The 17,679-nt window shown below is 68.4% G+C and carries 21 protein-coding genes; 7 read left to right on the forward strand and 14 right to left on the reverse strand.

The window, feature by feature from the left end:
• Positions 1 to 38: 38 nt before the first annotated feature.
• Positions 39 to 698: a GntR family transcriptional regulator gene (locus KF889_09815; GenBank protein ID MBX3499727.1), complete on the forward strand. Its 660-nt coding sequence runs from the start codon at positions 39 to 41 to the stop codon at positions 696 to 698.
• Positions 695 to 3,691 carry an FAD-binding protein gene (locus KF889_09820; GenBank protein ID MBX3499728.1) on the forward strand — a complete coding sequence of 999 codons (2,997 nt, stop codon included), beginning with the start codon at positions 695 to 697 and terminating at the stop codon, positions 3,689 to 3,691. The genes KF889_09815 and KF889_09820 overlap by 4 nt, the downstream gene beginning before the upstream one ends.
• Positions 3,692 to 3,697: 6 nt before the next feature.
• On the opposite strand, the gene KF889_09825 is transcribed toward KF889_09820, so the two are convergent.
• Complete coding sequence (locus KF889_09825; protein ID MBX3499729.1) at positions 3,698 to 4,264, reverse strand: hypothetical protein; 567 nt, start codon at positions 4,262 to 4,264, stop codon at positions 3,698 to 3,700.
• Between the two features lie 81 nt (positions 4,265 to 4,345).
• On the opposite strand from KF889_09825, the gene KF889_09830 reads away from it, so the two are divergent.
• Positions 4,346 to 4,897 carry a hypothetical protein gene (locus KF889_09830; GenBank protein ID MBX3499730.1) on the forward strand — a complete coding sequence of 184 codons (552 nt, stop codon included), beginning with the start codon at positions 4,346 to 4,348 and terminating at the stop codon, positions 4,895 to 4,897.
• 20 nt (positions 4,898 to 4,917) lie between these two features.
• Here KF889_09830 and KF889_09835 read toward each other — a convergent pair whose 3' ends face one another.
• The 3 genes from KF889_09835 to KF889_09845 all read right to left on the reverse strand — a co-directional run bounded on the left by KF889_09835 (position 4,918) and on the right by KF889_09845 (position 7,242).
• Positions 4,918 to 5,232: a hypothetical protein gene (locus KF889_09835; GenBank protein ID MBX3499731.1), complete on the reverse strand. Its 315-nt coding sequence runs from the start codon at positions 5,230 to 5,232 to the stop codon at positions 4,918 to 4,920.
• A gap of 10 nt (positions 5,233 to 5,242) precedes the next feature.
• Positions 5,243 to 6,619, reverse strand: a complete 1,377-nt coding sequence (gene rho / locus KF889_09840; protein MBX3499732.1) for a transcription termination factor Rho — start codon at positions 6,617 to 6,619, stop codon at positions 5,243 to 5,245.
• Between the two features lie 236 nt (positions 6,620 to 6,855).
• Positions 6,856 to 7,242, reverse strand: a complete 387-nt coding sequence (locus tag KF889_09845) for a RidA family protein (protein ID MBX3499733.1) — start codon at positions 7,240 to 7,242, stop codon at positions 6,856 to 6,858.
• A gap of 75 nt (positions 7,243 to 7,317) precedes the next feature.
• Between KF889_09845 and KF889_09850 the strand changes: the two genes are divergently transcribed.
• Complete coding sequence (locus KF889_09850; GenBank protein MBX3499734.1) at positions 7,318 to 7,932, forward strand: LysE family translocator; 615 nt, start codon at positions 7,318 to 7,320, stop codon at positions 7,930 to 7,932.
• 154 nt (positions 7,933 to 8,086) lie between these two features.
• On the opposite strand, the gene KF889_09855 is transcribed toward KF889_09850, so the two are convergent.
• Genes KF889_09855 through KF889_09875 form a run of 5 tightly spaced genes read right to left on the reverse strand, consistent with a single transcriptional unit; the run spans position 8,087 to position 10,695 of the window.
• Positions 8,087 to 8,986 carry an NAD(P)-dependent oxidoreductase gene (locus KF889_09855; GenBank protein ID MBX3499735.1) on the reverse strand — a complete coding sequence of 300 codons (900 nt, stop codon included), beginning with the start codon at positions 8,984 to 8,986 and terminating at the stop codon, positions 8,087 to 8,089.
• Positions 8,983 to 9,477 carry a GNAT family N-acetyltransferase gene (locus KF889_09860; protein ID MBX3499736.1) on the reverse strand — a complete coding sequence of 165 codons (495 nt, stop codon included), beginning with the start codon at positions 9,475 to 9,477 and terminating at the stop codon, positions 8,983 to 8,985. Before KF889_09860 ends, KF889_09855 begins: the two co-directional genes overlap by 4 nt.
• Positions 9,450 to 9,851, reverse strand: coding sequence for a hypothetical protein (locus KF889_09865; GenBank protein MBX3499737.1), 402 nt, complete (start codon positions 9,849 to 9,851; stop codon positions 9,450 to 9,452). Before KF889_09865 ends, KF889_09860 begins: the two co-directional genes overlap by 28 nt.
• Before the next feature lie 11 nt (positions 9,852 to 9,862).
• Positions 9,863 to 10,273 carry a hypothetical protein gene (locus tag KF889_09870; GenBank protein MBX3499738.1) on the reverse strand — a complete coding sequence of 137 codons (411 nt, stop codon included), beginning with the start codon at positions 10,271 to 10,273 and terminating at the stop codon, positions 9,863 to 9,865.
• Positions 10,270 to 10,695, reverse strand: a complete 426-nt coding sequence (locus KF889_09875; GenBank protein MBX3499739.1) for a carboxymuconolactone decarboxylase family protein — start codon at positions 10,693 to 10,695, stop codon at positions 10,270 to 10,272. The genes KF889_09870 and KF889_09875 overlap by 4 nt, the downstream gene beginning before the upstream one ends.
• Before the next feature lie 118 nt (positions 10,696 to 10,813).
• On the opposite strand from KF889_09875, the gene KF889_09880 reads away from it, so the two are divergent.
• Positions 10,814 to 11,308, forward strand: coding sequence for a hypothetical protein (locus KF889_09880; GenBank protein MBX3499740.1), 495 nt, complete (start codon positions 10,814 to 10,816; stop codon positions 11,306 to 11,308).
• Here KF889_09880 and KF889_09885 read toward each other — a convergent pair whose 3' ends face one another.
• The 4 genes from KF889_09885 to hemE form a co-directional block, all read right to left on the reverse strand.
• Positions 11,309 to 11,935, reverse strand: coding sequence for a trimeric intracellular cation channel family protein (locus tag KF889_09885; protein ID MBX3499741.1), 627 nt, complete (start codon positions 11,933 to 11,935; stop codon positions 11,309 to 11,311). It lies immediately after the preceding gene.
• A gap of 144 nt (positions 11,936 to 12,079) precedes the next feature.
• Complete coding sequence (gene hemJ / locus KF889_09890) at positions 12,080 to 12,505, reverse strand: protoporphyrinogen oxidase HemJ (protein MBX3499742.1); 426 nt, start codon at positions 12,503 to 12,505, stop codon at positions 12,080 to 12,082.
• A 3-nt stretch (positions 12,506 to 12,508) separates the two neighbouring features.
• Positions 12,509 to 13,558, reverse strand: coding sequence for a ferrochelatase (gene hemH / locus KF889_09895; protein ID MBX3499743.1), 1,050 nt, complete (start codon positions 13,556 to 13,558; stop codon positions 12,509 to 12,511).
• Between the two features lie 121 nt (positions 13,559 to 13,679).
• A complete protein-coding gene (hemE, locus tag KF889_09900) occupies positions 13,680 to 14,726 on the reverse strand; it encodes a uroporphyrinogen decarboxylase (protein MBX3499744.1) in 1,047 nt (348 codons plus the stop codon).
• Between the two features lie 370 nt (positions 14,727 to 15,096).
• Here hemE and KF889_09905 point away from each other — a divergent pair, with 370 nt between their 5' ends.
• Complete coding sequence (locus tag KF889_09905) at positions 15,097 to 15,936, forward strand: kinase/pyrophosphorylase (GenBank protein ID MBX3499745.1); 840 nt, start codon at positions 15,097 to 15,099, stop codon at positions 15,934 to 15,936.
• Entirely contained in the window at positions 15,933 to 16,349 is a 417-nt protein-coding gene (locus tag KF889_09910) for a hypothetical protein (GenBank protein ID MBX3499746.1), read from the forward strand. The genes KF889_09905 and KF889_09910 overlap by 4 nt, the downstream gene beginning before the upstream one ends.
• 57 nt (positions 16,350 to 16,406) lie before the next feature.
• Here the strand turns inward: KF889_09910 and KF889_09915 are convergent, their stop codons facing one another.
• Positions 16,407 to 17,618: a tetratricopeptide repeat protein gene (locus tag KF889_09915; protein MBX3499747.1), complete on the reverse strand. Its 1,212-nt coding sequence runs from the start codon at positions 17,616 to 17,618 to the stop codon at positions 16,407 to 16,409.
• Between the last annotated feature and the right edge of the window lie 61 nt (positions 17,619 to 17,679).

Raw genomic sequence — 17,679 nt, forward strand, 5'->3', positions numbered from 1 at the left:
AGTCCAGACGGGTTTGTCGTCAGGAGATTTGTGAGGCGATGGACGGTCCATCGGCATTGATCAGCCGGCAGGCGTTGCACGAGGCGGTGGCAGCACGGCTGCGCGACATGATCGTCGAGGGTCGCCTGACACCGGGCGAGCGGCTCAACGAGCGCGAGCTCTGCGAGCAGCTCGGCATCTCGCGCACGCCGCTGCGCGAGGCGCTGCGCGTGCTCGCCACCGAGGGGCTGGTGGCGCTGCCGCCCAACCGCGGCGCGCAGGTGGTGAAGCTCTCGCCCGAGGACGTGCGCGACACCTTCACCGTGATGGGCGCGCTCGAAGGATTGTCGGGCGAGCTCGCCTGCCGGCACGTCAGCGACGCCGACATCGCGGCGCTGCGCGCGATGCACGAGGAGATGGTCGGCTGCCACGCGCGCGGCGACCTGCCGAGCTACTATCGCATCAACCGCGTCATCCACGAGCGCATCAACGCCATCGCCGGCAACCCGACGCTGACACGCACCTATCGCGCGCTCAACGACCGCCTGCACGCGCTGCGCTTTCGCTCGAACTATATCCAGGAGAAATGGGACCGGGCAGTCGAGGACCACGGCGAGATGCTCGAGGCCCTGGCGGCGCGCGACGGCGAGCGCTTGCGCCGCATCCTGGTGGACCACCTCGCGCACAAGCGCGACGCGGTCCTGGAGGACATGACATGACGGCCGCCGACGTCGCGAGGTCGTCGCCCATGCCCAAGGCGCCGGTTCGCACACTCGAGCGCACGCTGAAGGGCGCGCTCAAGGGCGAGGTGATGTTCGACGCCGCCGCGCGCGGCCGCTACGCCACCGACGCGTCGATCTACCAGATCGACCCGGTGGGCGTGGTGGTTCCGCGCGACGAGGACGATCTGCGCGCGGTGGTCGACATCGCGCGCGACCTGAAGGTGCCGATCCTGCCGCGCGGCGCCGGCACCTCGCAGTGCGGCCAGACCGTCGGCGAGGCGCTGGTCGTCGACTTCAGCAAGCATCTGCGCGAGGTCGTGGAGTTCGACAGGGAGCGCGCCTCGATCACCGTGCAGCCCGGCCTGGTGCTCGACCATCTCAACGCGTTCCTCAAGCCGCACGGGCTGTGGTTCCCGGTCGACGTCTCGACCTCGGCGCAGTGCACCTTGGGCGGCATGGCCGGCAACAATTCCTGCGGCAGTCGCTCGATCCGCTACGGCAACATGGTGCACAACGTCGAGGCGATCGACGCCATCCTCGCCGATGGCGGCGCGGCGCGCTTCGGCACCTGGCACGAGGACGATTCGGATCCGGCGGTGAAGCGCCTCGCCGACGTGGCGCGCGGGCTGGCGGCGCGCGAGCGCGGCGAGATCGAGCGGCTGTGGCCGAAGGTGCTGCGCCGGGTCGGCGGCTACAACCTCGACGTCTTCCATCCGCAGAGCGAGCGGCCCTACACGACCGACAACTCGATCAACCTCGCGCACCTGCTGGTCGGCAGCGAGGGCACCCTGGCGGTAACGCGGCGCCTGACGTTGAAGCTCTCGCCGCTGCCGAAGCACAAGACGCTGGGCGTGGTGAACTTCCCCAGTTTCCGCCGCGCCATGGAGCTGACCCAGCACATCGTCACGCTCAAGCCGGTGGCGGTCGAGCTGGTCGACCGCACCATGATCGACCTGGCGCGCGCCAATCCCGCCTTCCGTCCGGTGATCGACGCGGCGCTGATCGGCGAGCCGCAGGCCATCCTGCTCGTGGAGTTCGCCGGCGAGGAGCGTGACACGCAGATCCGCGACCTGAAGCGCCTCGTCGACCTGATGGGCGATCTCGGCCTGCCCGGCAGCGTCGTCGAGATGGTCGACGCCCGGGCGCAGTCGGCGCTGTGGGAGGTGCGCAAGGCCGGGCTCAACATCATGATGTCGATGAAGGGCGACGGAAAGCCGGTTTCCTTCATCGAGGATTGCGCGGTGCCGCTCGAGCACCTCGCCGACTACACCTCGCGCCTGACCGACGTGTTCGAGAAGCACGGCACGCGCGGCACCTGGTACGCCCATGCCAGCGTCGGCACCTTGCATGTGCGGCCGATCCTCGACATGCGTCGCGATGGCGCCGAGAAGATGCGCGCCATCGCCGAGGAGGCTGGCGCGCTGGTGCGCGAGTACAAGGGCGCGTTCTCGGGCGAGCACGGCGACGGTCTGGTGCGCAGCGAGTGGGTGGGCTGGCAGTTCGGGCCGCGGCTCACCAAGGCGTTCGAGGAGCTGAAGGACGCCTTCGACCCGCTGGGCATCCTCAACCCCGGCAAGATCGTGCGGCCCACGAAGATGGACCAGCGCGAGCTGTTCCGCTTCAAGCCGGGCTACCGCAGCGTCGCGCTGAAGACCGCGCTCGACTGGTCGGCGTGGAACGTGCAGGCCGATCCGCGCACCGAGATCACCACTCCACCAGGCTCTGGCGGCGACCCGGCCGGCGGCTTCGCCAAGGCCGTGGAGATGTGCAACAACAACGGCCATTGCCGGAAGTTCGACGCCGGCACGATGTGCCCGAGCTTCCGCGTCACGCGCGAGGAGAAGGACCTGACGCGCGGCCGCGCCAACACGCTGCGGCTGGCGCTCTCCGGCCAGCTCGGGCCGGAGGCCCTGACCTCCGACGCCGTCGCCGCGGCGATGGATCTGTGCGTCGCCTGCAAGGGCTGCAAGCGCGACTGCCCGACCGGCGTCGACATGGCGCGCATGAAGATCGAGGTGGCGCACCAGCGCGTCCGCCGGCACGGCCTGAGCCTGAAGGACAGGCTGATCGCCCACCTGCCGCGCTACGCACCCTGGGCCGCGCGCCTGCCCTGGCTGTTCAACCTTCGCGACATGCTGCCCGGCGCCGCGACGATGTCGGAGAAGCTGCTCGGCTTCTCGGCCAGGCGTTCGCTGCCGAAGTGGCGCGGCGATCGTTTCAGCGCGAAGGGCACGTCATCGGGCGCGCACGAGGTCGTCTTCCTCGCCGACACCTTCAACACCTACTTCGAGCCCGAAAACGCCCGCGCCGCGCTGCGCGTGCTCGAGGCCGCCGGCTATAGGGTGCACGTCGCATCGCCGTCCAATGGCGAGCGTCCGTTGTGCTGCGGGCGCACCTATCTCGCTGCCGGCCTGGTCGACGAGGCCAGGCGCGAGGCCTCACGGCTGATCGCCGCCGTCGCGCCGTTCGTCGCGCGCGGCGTGCCAATCGTCGGGCTCGAGCCGTCCTGCCTGCTGTCGCTGCGCGACGAGTACGCCGTGATGGGCCTCGGCGACGAGGCCGCGCGCATCGCCGAGAGCAGCTTCCTGTTCGAGGAGTTCCTGGCGCGCGAGAAGGCGGCGGGGCGCTGCGCCCTGAAGCTCGAGCCCCTCTCGCAAAGCAAAGCGCTGCTGCACGGCCATTGCCACCAGAAGGCCTTCGGCGCCATGGGTCCGGTGCAGACCGTGCTGGGCTGGATTCCCGGCCTGACGACCACGCAGGTCGAGTCGAGCTGCTGCGGCATGGCCGGCGCCTTCGGCTACGAGGCGGCGCATCACGACGTGTCGATGGCGATGGCCGAGCTGTCGCTGCTGCCGGCGGTGCGCGCCGCCGACGCCGATACGCTGATCATTGCCGACGGCACGAGCTGCCGGCACCAGATCCACGACGGCTCGCAACGCGAGGCGCTGCATGTCGCACGCGTGCTGGAGATGGCGCTCGAGGCGCGCTGATGTCCTTCAGCGCGGCATGAGCGCGGACTTCAGGGCGGCATCGAGGGCGGCGTCGACCGCCATGCCGATCGATAGCCCGCCGTTCTCGCAGACGAGGCCGGCCGGCGACCGTCCCGTGCCGGTACCCGTGCCCTGCCCCGACAGTGTCCGGCGCCCGTCTGTCCAGGACGTCTGGATCAGGATCGTGGCATCGGTCACGCAGGCGGTTTGCGTGGAGCCGAATCCGGCCAGCAGGCACCGCATGTGCGCGTCGACGGACCGAACCGAGACGGAGCCCGCATCTCCTGCTGCGCCGAGCCTGGCGCGGATTTCGGCGACGATCCGGTCGCGGGCCTGCTCCTGGTAGGCCAGCTTGTAGTTGTGCCCGCTGCAGATATGCGTGATCGGCTTGAGCGTGAGGTTGAATCGGTCGAGTCCCTCGATCGTCGGGCTGCCTGCAGCGTTGGCGACCTGGCCAGCCGCAGGCTTGGCCGAGTCGGGACGCGACATCTGTGCATCGTAGGTGCACCCCACCCCCATGAGAGCGGCCACGACCGTGGTCGCCAGCAGCTTAGCCTTGTTGTTGAACAGCATGGGACGTTTTGCCCGTATTGAGATATGTCGACTGAAGCAATATCCTCAGTGCCAATGCAAGGGGGATCAAGGGGGAATTCGATGTCGTTCCTGGTAGTACGCGCGCTTGCGGTTGCGGGCGTGGCGTTCATGCTTGCCGCCTGTCACGAGCCGGTCCGCGAGATCCGGGCCTTTCCCGATGTTGCGAGGGCGCAGGCAGGCATCGGTCCGATCAATGTCGAGACCGAGGCGGCGACCGTCAACGCGACGATCGTCGCCAACTTGAAGGCCGCGCTCGAGCACGTCGCACAGACCTGCGGCAACGGGCCGAACAAGTACACGCTCGATGTTCGCCTCGAGAACTTCAAAGGGATGAACGCCGCGGCCGCCATTCTGATCGGCGATTCGACACAACTCGCCGGTTTCGTGCGGCTGACGAACCCGCAGACCCGCGAAGTCGTGGGCGAGTATTATGTCGACGAGGTCCGCGCTGGCGGTGGGCTGATCGGCATTGCCGTCATGTCGGGGGCGTCGACGACGCTGCCCAAGGCGTTTGCCAACCGCGTCTGTAGCGACATCCTGCGACGCAAGGTGCCGGCGGAGACTCTGCCGCCGGGTCAGAACACCAGCGGAGAAAAGTCGTACAAGCCCTAGCCGCCGGGTGATGGGCGGCGCTACGCGCGCTGCCAGTCGAGCACGCTCAACGCCTCGCACCATTCGCGTGACAGGGACACGCGACGGACGACGAACTCGCCGCCGTCGCGATGATCCTCGTCGATGAACTCGACAACGCCCGTCGTAAGGTCGAGGCGCGCCGAGCCGAAATGCATGGTGCGCGAAATGGCGCCGCGTGCGGTGCGGATGTCGGGGTGATCCGGGTCGATCGGTTCAGCGGCGAAGATCGACATGAAGCGCCAGTCGGGATCGTCGACCGGGCCGAACTCGGCGAACAGCGCGCGCATCGCCGCGTCGGCCGACGCGAAGCGCACGCGTCCGGCCCTACTGGTTCATCGAGGCGAAGAAGTCGGCGTTGTTCTTGCTCGTCTTCATCTTGTCGAGCAGGAACTCCATCGCATCGACCGTGCCCATCGGCATCAGGATGCGGCGCAGCACCCACATCTTGCTGAGCGTGCCGCGGTCGACCAGCAACTCCTCCTTGCGCGTGCCCGAGCGGGTGATGTCGATCGCCGGGAAGGTGCGCTTGTCGGAGAGCTTGCGGTCGAGGATGATCTCCGAGTTGCCCGTGCCCTTGAACTCCTCGAAGATCACCTCGTCCATGCGGCTGCCGGTGTCGATCAGCGCCGTGGCGATGATGGTGAGCGAGCCGCCTTCCTCGATGTTGCGGGCGGCGCCGAAGAAGCGCTTGGGGCGCTGCAGGGCGTTGGCGTCGACGCCGCCGGTCAGCACCTTGCCCGAGCTCGGCACCACGGTGTTGTAGGCGCGGCCCAGGCGGGTGATCGAGTCGAGCAGGATCACCACGTCCTTCTTGTGCTCGACCAGTCGCTTGGCCTTCTCGATCACCATCTCGGCGACGGCGACGTGGCGCGAGGCCGGCTCGTCGAAGGTCGAGGACACGACCTCGCCCTTCACCGTGCGCGCCATGTCGGTGACTTCCTCGGGCCGCTCGTCGATCAGCAGCACCAGCAGGAAGACCTCGGGATTGTTCTTGGCGATGGCGTGGGCGATGTTCTGCAGCAGCATCGTCTTGCCGGTGCGCGGCGGCGAGACGATCAGCGCGCGCTGGCCCTTGCCGATCGGCGCGATCAGGTCGATCACGCGCGTGCTGATGTCGATGGTCGGTCCGGCCGGCTTCTTGCTGAGCGTCGCCGTGCGCCGCGGGCCGCCGGTGCTGACCCGGCCGGCGGCGCTGGCCCGCGCCGAGCCGACATCCTCGGTGACCTTCTCGGCGGCGACGAAGCCGGCTTCCTCAAGCTCGACCTTGAGCTTCTCGTCGGGATAGAGCGGCGTGAGGTTGTCGAAGTTGATGCGGTGGCGGACCTGCTCGGGGTCCTCGAAATTGATGGTGTTGAGCTTGGTCAGCGCGAAGTAGCGCTCGCCGTCCTTGGGTGCGCGGATTTCGCCTTCCACGGTGTCGCCGGTGCGCAGGCCGTAGCGACGAATCTGCGCAGGGGAGATGTAGATATCGTCGGGGCCGGCGAGGTAGTTGGCCTCGGTCGAGCGCAGGAAGCCGAAGCCGTCGGGCAGCACCTCGATCACGCCCGAGCCGAAGATCGCCTGGTCGGACTCGGCCAGCCGCTTGAGCACCGCGAACATGAGCTCCTGCTTGCGCATGATCGAGGCGTTCTCGATCTGCAGCTCCTCGGCATAGGCCGAAAGCTCCGCGGGGGTTTTCTTCTTGAGATCCTGGAGATTCATGGGAATTCGTCTGAGAGAGGCCCGGATTGCGGGCTAATGTGGTCAATGACCGAAGGCGCGGCAGGTTCCGCGTTGTTCGACATCAGGAAGTTCGCCGCGCGGCCGGATCGCCCTGCTGGACGGTCCCGATAGACAACTGGCGTTGCGGCTCGGATCGCGACCCGGGGCGGTGCGCGCACCCGAAATCTGGCGCCTAGATAGCGCCGGACGCGGCCAAGTTCAAGGGCGCGCTGGCCTCAGCGGCCGTCGACGACCACCGCCGTGGCCTCGATCTCGACCACCAGGCCGGGCACCGCCAGGGTCGACACGCCGATCAGGGCGGAGGCGCAGCGCGATTTCTTGAACCAGCGCGACAGTTCATTGGTGATCAGGGCGCTGTCGCGGATGTCGGTGCAGTAGATGGTCAGCCGGGTGATGTCGTCGACCTTGGCGCCGGCGCCCTTCAGCGCGTTGGCGATCTTGCGCATGGTCACCCGCGTCTGCGCCCCGGCGTCGCGACCCTGCACCCGGCCCCTGGCGTCGAGCGAGGTGGTGCCGGCGACGAACACGAACGGCCCGGCCTTGATGGCCCGCACGTACCACTTGGCGATCTCGGTGCCGTCGGGAAGTTCCTGGCGCTTCATGTCGGTGGTTCCCCGTGTCGTTGACGGCGACTGTGCGCCGTGGTTTGACCCACCGCAAGCAACGTGGGGCATCGCATGTCGCTCGAACTCTACCTCGCCTTCGTCGCCGCTTCGGTGGTGATCACCGTGATCCCCGGTCCGACGGTCGCGCTGGTCGTCGGCAACAGCCTGACGCACGGCACGCGGGCCGGCCTGCTCAACGTCGCCGGCACCCAGCTGGCGCTGGCCGGCATGATGGTCGTGCTGGTGATCGGCCTGTCCTCGGTCGTCGCCACCATGGGCTGGCTGTTCGACTGGCTGCGCTGGGCCGGCGCCGCCTACCTGGTCTATCTCGGCTGGAAGATGCTGCGCGACTCCGGCACGCTCGATCCCGCGGTGGCCACGCCCAGGCCGCGCGGCGGCTTCTTCCTGCAGGGCTTCCTGGTGATGGCGAGCAACCCGAAGGTGCTGATCTTCTTCGGCGCCTTCATCCCGCAGTTCGTGTCGCCCAACGGCGAGCAGACCAGCCAGATCGTCCTGCTCTGCGCCACGGCGATGGTGATCGCGGCGATCTCCGACAGCCTCTACGCCATCCTCACCGGCCGCGCCCGGGCGCTGTTCTCGCGCCGGCGCGTGCGCATGCTCTCGGCCGCCGGCGGCGCCACACTGATCGGTGGCGGCATCTGGCTGGCGTTCACCCGCGGCAAGTAGACTCAAGAGCCTTACCTTCCCCCGGAGGGGGAAGGTGGCAGCGCGTAGCGCTGACGGATGGGGGATGTCGAAGACGGACTCCTGCGTTCGTCTTCGACATCCCCCTTCCGCCCTTCGGGCACCTTCCCCCTCCGGGGGAAGGTAAAGACACGTGCTACTTGCCTTCCAGGAACTTGTGGATCGCGGTGTGGTCGGCCGACTGGCCGACCTTCTCCGCCGCGCGCGCCCAGATCTCGGCCATCCCCGCCATGGTCGGCACCTCGACGTCGAGCTGCGCCGCCAGGTCGGCGGCGGTGCGCAGGTCCTTGGCCATCAGCGCCATGGTGAAGCCGGCGGCGTAGTTGCGCGGCACGATGAACTGGCGGCCCTTGACCTGGGTGCTGTTGCTCATGCCGCTGGAGCTGTTGAAGACGTCGACCAGCATGCCGGCATCGATGCCGAACTTCTCGCCGACGATCATCGCCTCGCACATCGACAGCAGGCTGGTCGCCGACAGGTAGTTGTTCAGCGCCTTCACCGCGTGGCCCGCGCCGATGGCGCCGGTGTGGAACACCGTCTTGCCCATCGACAGCAGCAGCGGCCTGCAGCGCTCGACGTCATCAGCCGCGCCGCCGGCGATGATCGCCAGCGAGCCGTCGATGGCGCGGCGCACGCCGCCGGAGACCGGCGCGTCGATCATCGACAGGCCGCGCGCGGTCAGTTCCTTGCCCAGCTCGACCGTGCCCACCGGCGCGCTCGAGGACATGTCGACGAAGACCGCCTCCTTCGACAGGCCCTCGGCCGCGGCATCGGCGCCATCGAGCAGCGCGCGGCGCACGATCTTGCCGTCGGGCAGCATGGCGATCAGCGCGTCGGCGCCCTCGGCGCAGGCCCTGGCGGACGCCGTGGCGATGGCGCCGGGATTGGCGCCAACGAACTCCGACATCGCTTGCTGCGACAGGTCGTAGACGCGCAAGGCATAGCCGGCGCCGAGCAGGCGTGCGGCCATCGGCCGGCCCATCATGCCCAGCCCGATGAAGGCGATGGTGGCCGGCGGGGCCAGATTCTTGCTCATGACGCTTGTCCTCGCAGATCGACTTCGTAGAACGGCAGCTCGCGGCCGGGAATCGCATCGGACGGCGCCATGCGCAGGAAGCGCGCGCCCATCTTCTCGTAGAACGCCGCGGCGTTGGGATCGGCCAGGATCACCAGCCGCTTCACGCCGCGCGCGCGGGTCTCGTCCAGCGCCCAGCGCAGCAGCGCGGCGCCGACGCCATGGCCGATGACCGGCGGATCGACGAACAGCTTGTCGAGCTCGATGGCGTCGTCGAACGGCAGCGAGAGCTGCGCCGTGCCCAGCGGCCGGCCGCTCTCGTCGATCGCCACCTGCACGTCGCCGCGCGCGATCGCCTGGTCGGGCACCGCCAGCGACACGGCGCAGCGCGCCATGAAGTCGTCGTCATAGCCCCAGTGGCGCTTCGAGCGCACGCACAGCGCCGTCAGGGTCGCGGCTTCGTCGGTCCGGGCGGCACGCAGGATCATCGGCGCCGCGCCGCGATCGAGCACTGGCGGTTGCCGCGCGCGCCGCCCGGGAAGGTGCCGCTCTGCGCGCCGGTCATCCAGAGATTGCCGGGCATGATCTGGCCGCTGTAGCTGCCGTCGTAGCGCACGCCGCCGCCCGAAGCCGAGCCGCCGGCCGACAGGCTGGGGGCCGTCACACTGCCGCTGCCGCGCTCGATGCCGCCGCCGGCAAGCTGGACCTCATAGGTGAAGCTCGCGCCCGTCACGTTGACACGGACGGTGCCCGCCGGCACGCGCTGGCCGCCCGTCGGCCCGCACTGGACCTGGCCAGTGTAGACGCCGTCGTACTGCGCCTGTGCCGGAGCGACCATGGCCAGCGACACAAGCGCCGCCGCACCAGCCGAGATCGCGTGTCGCATTGCCTGCCTCCCTAGCGACGCCGGGCGTTGATCGTGCACTGCCGGTCCTGGTTGCCGCGGTTGACATGCCATTTCTGCGCGCCGCGCATCGCGATCGTGCCGCCGGTGATCGTGCCGCTGTAGCTCGCCTCGTAGGACCAGCTGTTGCCGCGTCCGGTGGCAGCCATGGACAGGCTGGTTCCTCTCACCGTCCCGGTACCACGTTCCTTGATGCCCGTGGTCCCGCCATCGGGGCTGTGAATCTCGCGCTCGTAGCTCACGGTCGTCCCGGCGATGGTGATGCGGATATCCGTCGCCAGCGCCCGGCGCGTCTGGCCGGCGAGGATCTCGCAGCTCAGCCGGCCGGCATAGGCGCCGTCGAGGCCCTGCGCGGCCGCCGGCGCGGCGACGGCCATCGCCAGCAACCCGGCCGCCGCCCTCACAGTCCGCGCTCCTTGAACACCTCGTTGGCCGTCTTGAAGGCGTCAAGGCAGGCGGGGATACCGCAATAGATGCCGACCTGCAGGAAGATCTCCTTCATCTCGTCCTTGGTCACGCCGTTGGTGATGGCGCCGTTGATGTGCAGGCGCAGCTCGGGCCCGCGGTTGAGTGCCGCCAGCATGCCGAGATTGAGCATCGAGCGCTGCTTCTTGCTGAGTCCGTCGCGGCCCCAGACATAGCCCCAGCAGTACTCGGTGGTGATCTCCTGGAAAGCCATCATGAACTCGTTGGCGTTGGCCAGCGAGTTGTCGACGTACTGCTTGCCCAGCACCTGGCGGCGGATCGCCAGACCCTTGTTGAACACCCTGGGGTTCGCCGGCCTGGGCTTCACCTTCTTCGCCGCCACCTTCTTTGCCTTGGCCATGCTCGTCTCCTCCTTACTCCAGCGGGCGCAGCATAGCGCGCCGGCGACGGCGCCTGCGACCCTCCCGATTCCCGCCACAAACCGGGACCATGCATCGCCGAGGCACAGGAGGAACCCGATGCGCGCCGCTCTTGCCCTGATGGCCACGACGATTGCCCTCGCTCTTGCGATGCCCACCTTTGCGCAGAGGCCCGCGGATGCCGGTCCGGGTCGCGGCAAGGGACAGGGCCGCGGCGGTCAGCCCGACGTGGTGCGGCCGGGACCGGGCCCGGCTGTGGCACCCGCGCCACGCGGCAGCGCCAGCGTCTCGGTGACCATCGGCGCGCCCGACCAGCGTGTCATTCGCCAGTACTACGGCCACCAGGCGACCATGGGTCATTGCCCGCCCGGTCTGGCCAAGAAGCACAATGGCTGCATGCCGCCTGGCCTGGCCAAGAAGTGGGCCATCGGGCAGCCATTGCCCATGGGAGTCGCCTACTTCGCGCTGCCGCCCGCCCTGCTGGGACGCCTGACGCCGGCGCCCGCTGGCTATCTCTACATCCAGGTCGGCCCCGACGTGCTGCTGATGGGCTCGGCGACCCGCATGATCGTCAGCGCCGTCGCGATCTTCTAGCTACGCTGTCGGCCAGCCCGGCAGCCGCCAGCCGCGCCACCACGCCAGCAGCCGAAGCGCGCTGGCCAGCGCCGCGCCGGCGAGCAGCGCCGTGGTGTGCGCCACGCCCAGCCTGACGCAGCCGATGGCGATCCAGCAGCCCGCGAAGGAGCAGAGCGCGTAGGGCTGGTGATCGTAGAGCGCCGCCGGCAGGCGATTGCACAGCACGTCGCGCACCACGCCACCGAACACCGCGGTCACCACACCCATCAGCACCGCGACCAGCATCGGCATGCCGGCATCGAGCGCCAGGCCGACGCCGGTGGCGGAAAACAGGCCCAGCCCCAGGGCGTCGGGTATCACCAGTACGCGCTCCGACACGGCAACGCGGCCGCGCACGAACAACGGCCACGACAAGGCGGCGAGGATCAGCACCGCCCAGAGATACTCCTGGTGCTCGACCCAGAAGAACGGCCGCCGGCCCAGCAGCACGTCGCGCACCGTGCCGCCGCCGAAGGCCGCGGCGATGGCGACCACGGCGGCGCCCACGACATCGAGCCTCTCGCGCGCGGCCACGATCAGCCCCGACACGGCGAACGCCAGGGTCGCGGCGATCTCGATGACAATGAGCCAGTCGGCGAGCGTCATGCCGCACTGTAGCGCGGCACGCAGCGATTCAAACGCACCTGTCATCCCGAGCGCAGCGGGGGTCCAGGCATCTCCCTGGATCCCTCGCTGCGCTCGGGATGACAGGGTGACTATGATGCTTCGTGCGTCGCTCCGCGTGACCAGTCAGAACGGCTTGAGCACGACGACGAAGACGATGCCGATCATCAGCAGGGTCGGCACCTCGTTCCAGACGCGATAGAAGCGCGCCGGCCTGGTGTTGCGGTCGGCCTCGAAGTCACGCCGCCAGCGGGAGAACGCGCCGTGCACCCCGCTCAGCGCCAGCACCAGCGCGATCTTGAGGATGAACCAGCCCTGCAGCCAGTAGTCCTGGAGGTAGGCGATGCTCAGGCCGAAGATCCAGGTCGCGATCATCGCCGGGTTGATGATGGCGCGCATCAGGCGGCGCTCCATGATCTTGAACGTCTCGGATTGCTTCGAGCCCGGCTCGGCATCGGCGTGATAGACGAAGAGGCGCGGCAGATAGAGCATGCCCGCCATCCAGGCGATCACCGCGACGATGTGCAGGGATTTCAGGACGAGATAGAGCATCGCCTATTTCCCTGACCGCCCGGCCAGCAGACACCGGACGTGCGGCGTCGGGCAAGCGGCGAAGCCGCCACCATTGACGATCGCACGATCCGGCTGGGCCAGTACACGTTCGACAAGGTCCGCCAGGCCGACGATGAAGGCCTCGTTGATGCCCACGGTCTCGACACGATGGAAGGCGGGCACGCCCGAGCGGTGCGCCAGCTCGCGGTACTCGATGTCGAGCTCGACCAGCGTCTCGGAATGCTCCGAGACGAAGGCGACGGGAAACAGCACGATGGCCTTGCCGTCGCGACCCGCCCGCTGGATCTCCGAATCGGTCGAGGGTCCGATCCATTTCAGCGGGCCGACGCGGCTCTGGTAGCAGATGCTCCAGTCGAGATCGGGCAGCGCCAGTCGCTCGACGACGGACCGCGCGCTTTGCTCGACCTGCCATTGATAGGGATCGCCGCGGCGGATCACCTTCTCGGGCAGGCCATGCGCCGAGAACAGCAGCCGATGGGGCTGAGCACCGACTTGGGCGATCGATTGGCGAATCAGGCCGGCGGCGGCTTCGATGAATCCGGCCTGCGTCGGATAGCAGCACACCACGCCGGTCGGCGCGCGAATGCCGGCACGCGCCGCCGATGCACGCCAGTCCTCGATCGAGGATTCCGACGTCGTCGTCGACATCTGCGGATAGAGCGGCAGCAGGACGATACGATCGGGATTCCACGCGCTCACGACCGACGCGGCGGCATCCGACAGCGGATTCCAGTAGCGCATCGACACGAAGGCGCGGAACCGGTGATCGGGAAAGCGTCCGGCCAGCGCCCGCTCCAGCGCGCGCGCCTGCGCTTCGGTCTGTGGCAGGATCGGCGAGCGACCGCCGATGCGGCCGTAGATCTCGCGCGCGACAGGCGCGCGGCGCCCTGCGATGAAGCGCGCCAGCGGCCGACGGATGAATCCCGGCGCGCCGATGATCGCCGGATCGCTGAACAGGTTGCGCAGGAACGGCTCGACCGCTTCGGGCGAATCGGGCCCGCCGAGATTGAACAGGACGATCGCGACCTTCATGCAACGCGTCCGTCGTCCCGAGCGCAGCGAAGGGCCTTGCGGTGGTACATCCGGACACAATGCATGCGTGTGACCGCGATACTGCTGGGTCCTTCGCTGCGCGCAGGACGACGGCAGCCGCTCATCGGCTCGACCACGCGCGCACGGTGTCGACCAGGCGCGCGACATTGTCGGGTGGCGTCTGCGGCACGATGCCGTGTCCCAGATTGAAGATGTGCCGGCCATCGGCCAGCTTGCCGAGGATGCGCCTGGTCTCGTGCACCATCGCCTCGCCGCCGGTCACCAGCATGACCGGATCGAGATTGCCCTGCACGGCGATATGCGGCTGCAGCTGCTCGGCCGCCCAATGCGCGCCGATCGCGGTGTCGATCGACAGCGCGTCGAACTCCTGCAGCCGGCGGTACATCAGCGCCGCGGGACCGACACCGCGCGGAAAGACGATGATCGGCAGATCGGGTCGCCGCGCCTTCAATCCCCTGGCAATGGCGTGCATGGGCTGCACCGACCAGCGGAAGAGCTGCTCCTCCGGCAGCACCCCGGCCCAGCTGTCGAAGATCTGCACCGCCTCGCATCCCGCCTCGGCCTGGCGATCGAGGTGATCGACGCAGGCCTCGACCAGCAGCTCGATCAGCCTGCGGAAGCTGTCGGGATGGCCGTAGGCCCATTGCTTGATCCTGAAGAAGTCGCGGCTCGATCCGCCTTCGATCATGTAGCTCGCGAGGGTGAACGGCGCGCCGCAGAAGCCGATCAGCGCCGTCTCCTCAGGCAGCGCCGCGCGCGTGGCGCGGATCGCGGCGTAGACCGGCGCCAGCTTGTCCTCGACCGCGGCCAGCGACAGCCGCGCCAGATCGCCGGGACCGGTCAGCGCCTCGAGCCTGGGTCCCTCGCCCTCCTCGAACCACACCGCCTGGCCCAGGCCGTGGGGGATGACGAGGATGTCGGAGAAGATGATCGCCGCGTCGAAGCCGAAGCGCCGGATCGGCTGCAGTGTCACCTCGGTGGCGAAGTCCGGCGTATAGCAGAGCTCGAGGAAACCGCCGGCCTTCTCGCGCACAGCGCGATACTCCGGCAGATACCGGCCGGCCTGGCGCATCAGCCAGATCGGCGGGCTTTTCAGCCGTTCTCCCCGAAGGGTGCGGATCAGGTTTTTGCTCTTCTTCTCTTTCATGAATCTTGAATCTTAAGGAGGAGAAGAAGTAGGCCGTGTGGACCGCGGGGATCAAATTCATCCACGCGCTGCCCACAGGCGATGCGGGATGATGGATAGCATGGGGACAGCCGGCCCGGCACAAGCGATTTTGCCGCGATTCGGCTGAAATCCGGCGCGGCAACAATGCCGGGGACAACGGGGACAGGTTCGCTGTCCCCGTCTCCGCAATCAGCCGTGAACGACGATCCCCGTCGGGTGGATGTCGGCGAACGATCGGGACGGCCGTGTGCTGTAGCGGCCGGGTCGCGTCCCGGCGGTGCGAATCGGGGATGATCAGGTCGGTCGTCCACCTGTTATTCCCCGGCCGGCGTGGGTAAGCTTGGCCACGATGCGCAGCCGCAACTTCCACGTCCATCTGGTATCGGACTCGACTGGCGAGACCGTGACCAGCGTGGCGCGCGCCTGCCTGGTGCAGTTCGAGGGCGTGTTCGTCACCGAGCACACCTGGCCGCTGATCCGTACCGTAGGCCAGATCGACAAGGTCGCCGGCGCCATCGAGCTCAACCGCGGGCCGGTGCTCTACACGCTGGTTGATCCCGAGTTGCGCGACCGGCTGCGCGAGCATTGCCGGCGCCTGCAATTGCCCTGCGTCGGTGTGCTCGATCAGGCGATGAGCATGCTGGGCGTGCACTTCCACAGCAAGACGGCGATGTGGCCGGGCCGCCAGCACGCGCTCGACGACGAGTATTTCGGCCGCATCGACGCCATGCACTACACGCTGGCGCACGACGACGGCCAGTCGACGCACGACATCGACGACGCCGACGTGATTCTGGTCGGGCCGTCGCGCACCTCGAAGACGCCGACCTGCGTCTATCTCGCCAATCGCGGGGTGAAGGCGGCCAACATCCCGCTGGTGCCCGACGTGCCGCCGCCGCCGGAGCTGGAGAACGCGACGCGTCCGCTGGTGATCGGGCTGACGACCGATCCCGAGCGCCTCGTGCAGATCCGCCGCAATCGCCTGCGCCTGCTGCAGGAGGAGACCGAGAGCGACTACACCGACATCGAGAAGGTCCAGGTCGAGATGCAGGAGGCGCGGCGCTATTACGCGCGCAAGCGCTGGCAGAGCATCGACGTCACTCGCCGGTCGATCGAGGAGACCGCCGCGGCCATCATGCAGATCCTGGCGCAGCGGCGCGATGCGCGACGCGGCGAGGTCGCCGAATGATCGGACGCTTCACGGCGCTGATGCTGCTGGCCGCGGCGTCGTCGGCGCTGGCGCAGGGCGGCGACGTCATCGAGGTCAGGCGCGGTCCCAATTCGACGGTGTTCGGCTCCTGCGTGCCGTCGCTGCTCGCCCACAACCGCTCGCGGCTCGCGGTCGACTATGTCCAGGTCGATCTCGAATTCTCGCTGCGCGATGGCCGTACCCATCGCCATGAGTTCAAGTCGTCGTATCGCCATGGCGCGAGCCAGCCGATCGCCGCCAACGCGACACGTCCGCTGGTCATCCATGCCGACGAGTCGCAGCCGTTGAAGGCGGCATGCACCGAGATCGTGGGCGTTCGCGTCGTCGACGCGATCTGCGAGACCGACGGCAAGCCCTGCCCGACGCCGATCTCGGTCAGGACCGGTCGGTAAACTTGATGATCACCTGTCATCCCTCGCTGCGCTCGGGGTGACAACGCGATTGCCGTTCTAGCGCAGGGGGTAGTAGCGCGCGCGCATCAGTGCGGGCGGTGCGTCGGACGGGTTTGTCCTGAGATGCTCCAGCGCCGCCACGGCGACGGCGTCGCGCGCCTGGGCAGCGACGGCGTTGGCGCCGCGCGCCCATTCGACGGCCTTGGTGGCGTTGTTGGACTGGCGCTCGACCAGCGAGAGGCCGATCAGCGACTGGATCTCGCCGAACATCACGCGGTCGCGATACAGGATCAGGCGTGCGTCGGTGTAGAACGACCGCGCCGCGCCCGGCGCACGCCGGGCGACCTCGAGGTCGCCGAGGCAGAGCATGGCCAGTGCCTCGCCGAAGCGCACGCGATCGTCGCGGAAGATCTCGCGCGCCTCGTCGTAGGCCGAGCGTGCCCTCTCGATCTGGCCCTCGTCGCGATCGAGATCGCCCAGGCCAAGCAGGACGAAGGCCTGGCCGACGCGGTCGCGCTCCAGGCGGTAAAGCCGCTGGGCGTCGAGGAAGACCTTGCGCGCGTTGGCGACCTCGCCGGCGTTGCGCAGCAATTCGGCGTAGCTCAGCAGCGTGTTGGCCTCGCCCTGGCGGTCGTTGAGCGCGCGGTAGAGCTCGCGCGCTTCGCTGTAGGCGGCCACCGCCGCTTCGCGGTTGCCGGACTGCCGTTCGAGCTCGCCCAGACCGCGCAGGGTGTTTGCGACGCCGGCGCGGCTGCTGTCCTTGCGGTAGAGCACCAGCGCATCGCCATAGGCGGCCCGCGCGGTGTCGTAGCGGCCCAGCCGGCGGTCGATGTCGCCGACCGCGCCCAGGATCTTGGCTTCTCCCAGCGTGTTGCGGGCGCGGCGGAAGCTGTCGAGCGCACTTTCCAGGGTGAGGCGGGCGCCATCGACATCGCCGGCACGCAGCTGGTGCTGAGCGCGGTCGGCCAGCTTGGTCGCCCTGTCGGATTCGCCCCAGGGTCCCGGGCGGTCCCAGAACGGCGCGGCGCCAGAGGATGTCGAGATGCCGCCGAAGCGGTCCCAGGAGTAGAACGCCCAGCCGCCACCGCCGAGCAGAATAATCGGCGCCAGCATCATCAGAGTGGTGCGCCGCCCCCTGCCGTCACCCCTGCTGCTGCCGGCATACATCGCGATGTAAAGCACCACACCGACGAAGACGACGATCACCACCAGGCTGATCACCAGCATTGGCTTGCCATGTGCGAGATCGTCGAAGAGCTTGGAGAACATGGAACAAACGGCGCTGGGGTTGGTGGCCAACAGGCCTCAAGAACTGGATTATAAAATTACT

The organism is Alphaproteobacteria bacterium (genome assembly GCA_019635875.1).
Taxonomy (GTDB): Bacteria; Pseudomonadota; Alphaproteobacteria; order Reyranellales; family Reyranellaceae; genus JAFAZJ01.

Excerpts from the sequence above, each read along its gene's own strand:
- KF889_09815 (MBX3499727.1), top strand. The coding sequence starts at position 39 with ATGGACGGTCCATCGGCATTGATCAGCCGGCAGGCGTTGCACGAGGCG.
- KF889_09820 (MBX3499728.1), top strand. The coding sequence starts at position 695 with ATGACGGCCGCCGACGTCGCGAGGTCGTCGCCCATGCCCAAGGCGCCG.
- KF889_09825 (MBX3499729.1), bottom strand. The coding sequence starts at position 4,264 with ATGCTGTTCAACAACAAGGCTAAGCTGCTGGCGACCACGGTCGTGGCC.
- KF889_09830 (MBX3499730.1), top strand. The coding sequence starts at position 4,346 with ATGTCGTTCCTGGTAGTACGCGCGCTTGCGGTTGCGGGCGTGGCGTTC.
- rho (MBX3499732.1), bottom strand. The coding sequence starts at position 6,619 with ATGAATCTCCAGGATCTCAAGAAGAAAACCCCCGCGGAGCTTTCGGCC.
- KF889_09845 (MBX3499733.1), bottom strand. The coding sequence starts at position 7,242 with ATGAAGCGCCAGGAACTTCCCGACGGCACCGAGATCGCCAAGTGGTAC.
- KF889_09850 (MBX3499734.1), top strand. The coding sequence starts at position 7,318 with ATGTCGCTCGAACTCTACCTCGCCTTCGTCGCCGCTTCGGTGGTGATC.
- KF889_09855 (MBX3499735.1), bottom strand. The coding sequence starts at position 8,986 with ATGAGCAAGAATCTGGCCCCGCCGGCCACCATCGCCTTCATCGGGCTG.
- KF889_09865 (MBX3499737.1), bottom strand. The coding sequence starts at position 9,851 with ATGCGACACGCGATCTCGGCTGGTGCGGCGGCGCTTGTGTCGCTGGCC.
- KF889_09875 (MBX3499739.1), bottom strand. The coding sequence starts at position 10,695 with ATGGCCAAGGCAAAGAAGGTGGCGGCGAAGAAGGTGAAGCCCAGGCCG.
- KF889_09880 (MBX3499740.1), top strand. The coding sequence starts at position 10,814 with ATGCGCGCCGCTCTTGCCCTGATGGCCACGACGATTGCCCTCGCTCTT.
- KF889_09885 (MBX3499741.1), bottom strand. The coding sequence starts at position 11,935 with ATGACGCTCGCCGACTGGCTCATTGTCATCGAGATCGCCGCGACCCTG.
- hemJ (MBX3499742.1), bottom strand. The coding sequence starts at position 12,505 with ATGCTCTATCTCGTCCTGAAATCCCTGCACATCGTCGCGGTGATCGCC.
- hemH (MBX3499743.1), bottom strand. The coding sequence starts at position 13,558 with ATGAAGGTCGCGATCGTCCTGTTCAATCTCGGCGGGCCCGATTCGCCC.
- hemE (MBX3499744.1), bottom strand. The coding sequence starts at position 14,726 with ATGAAAGAGAAGAAGAGCAAAAACCTGATCCGCACCCTTCGGGGAGAA.
- KF889_09905 (MBX3499745.1), top strand. The coding sequence starts at position 15,097 with ATGCGCAGCCGCAACTTCCACGTCCATCTGGTATCGGACTCGACTGGC.
- KF889_09910 (MBX3499746.1), top strand. The coding sequence starts at position 15,933 with ATGATCGGACGCTTCACGGCGCTGATGCTGCTGGCCGCGGCGTCGTCG.
- KF889_09915 (MBX3499747.1), bottom strand. The coding sequence starts at position 17,618 with ATGTTCTCCAAGCTCTTCGACGATCTCGCACATGGCAAGCCAATGCTG.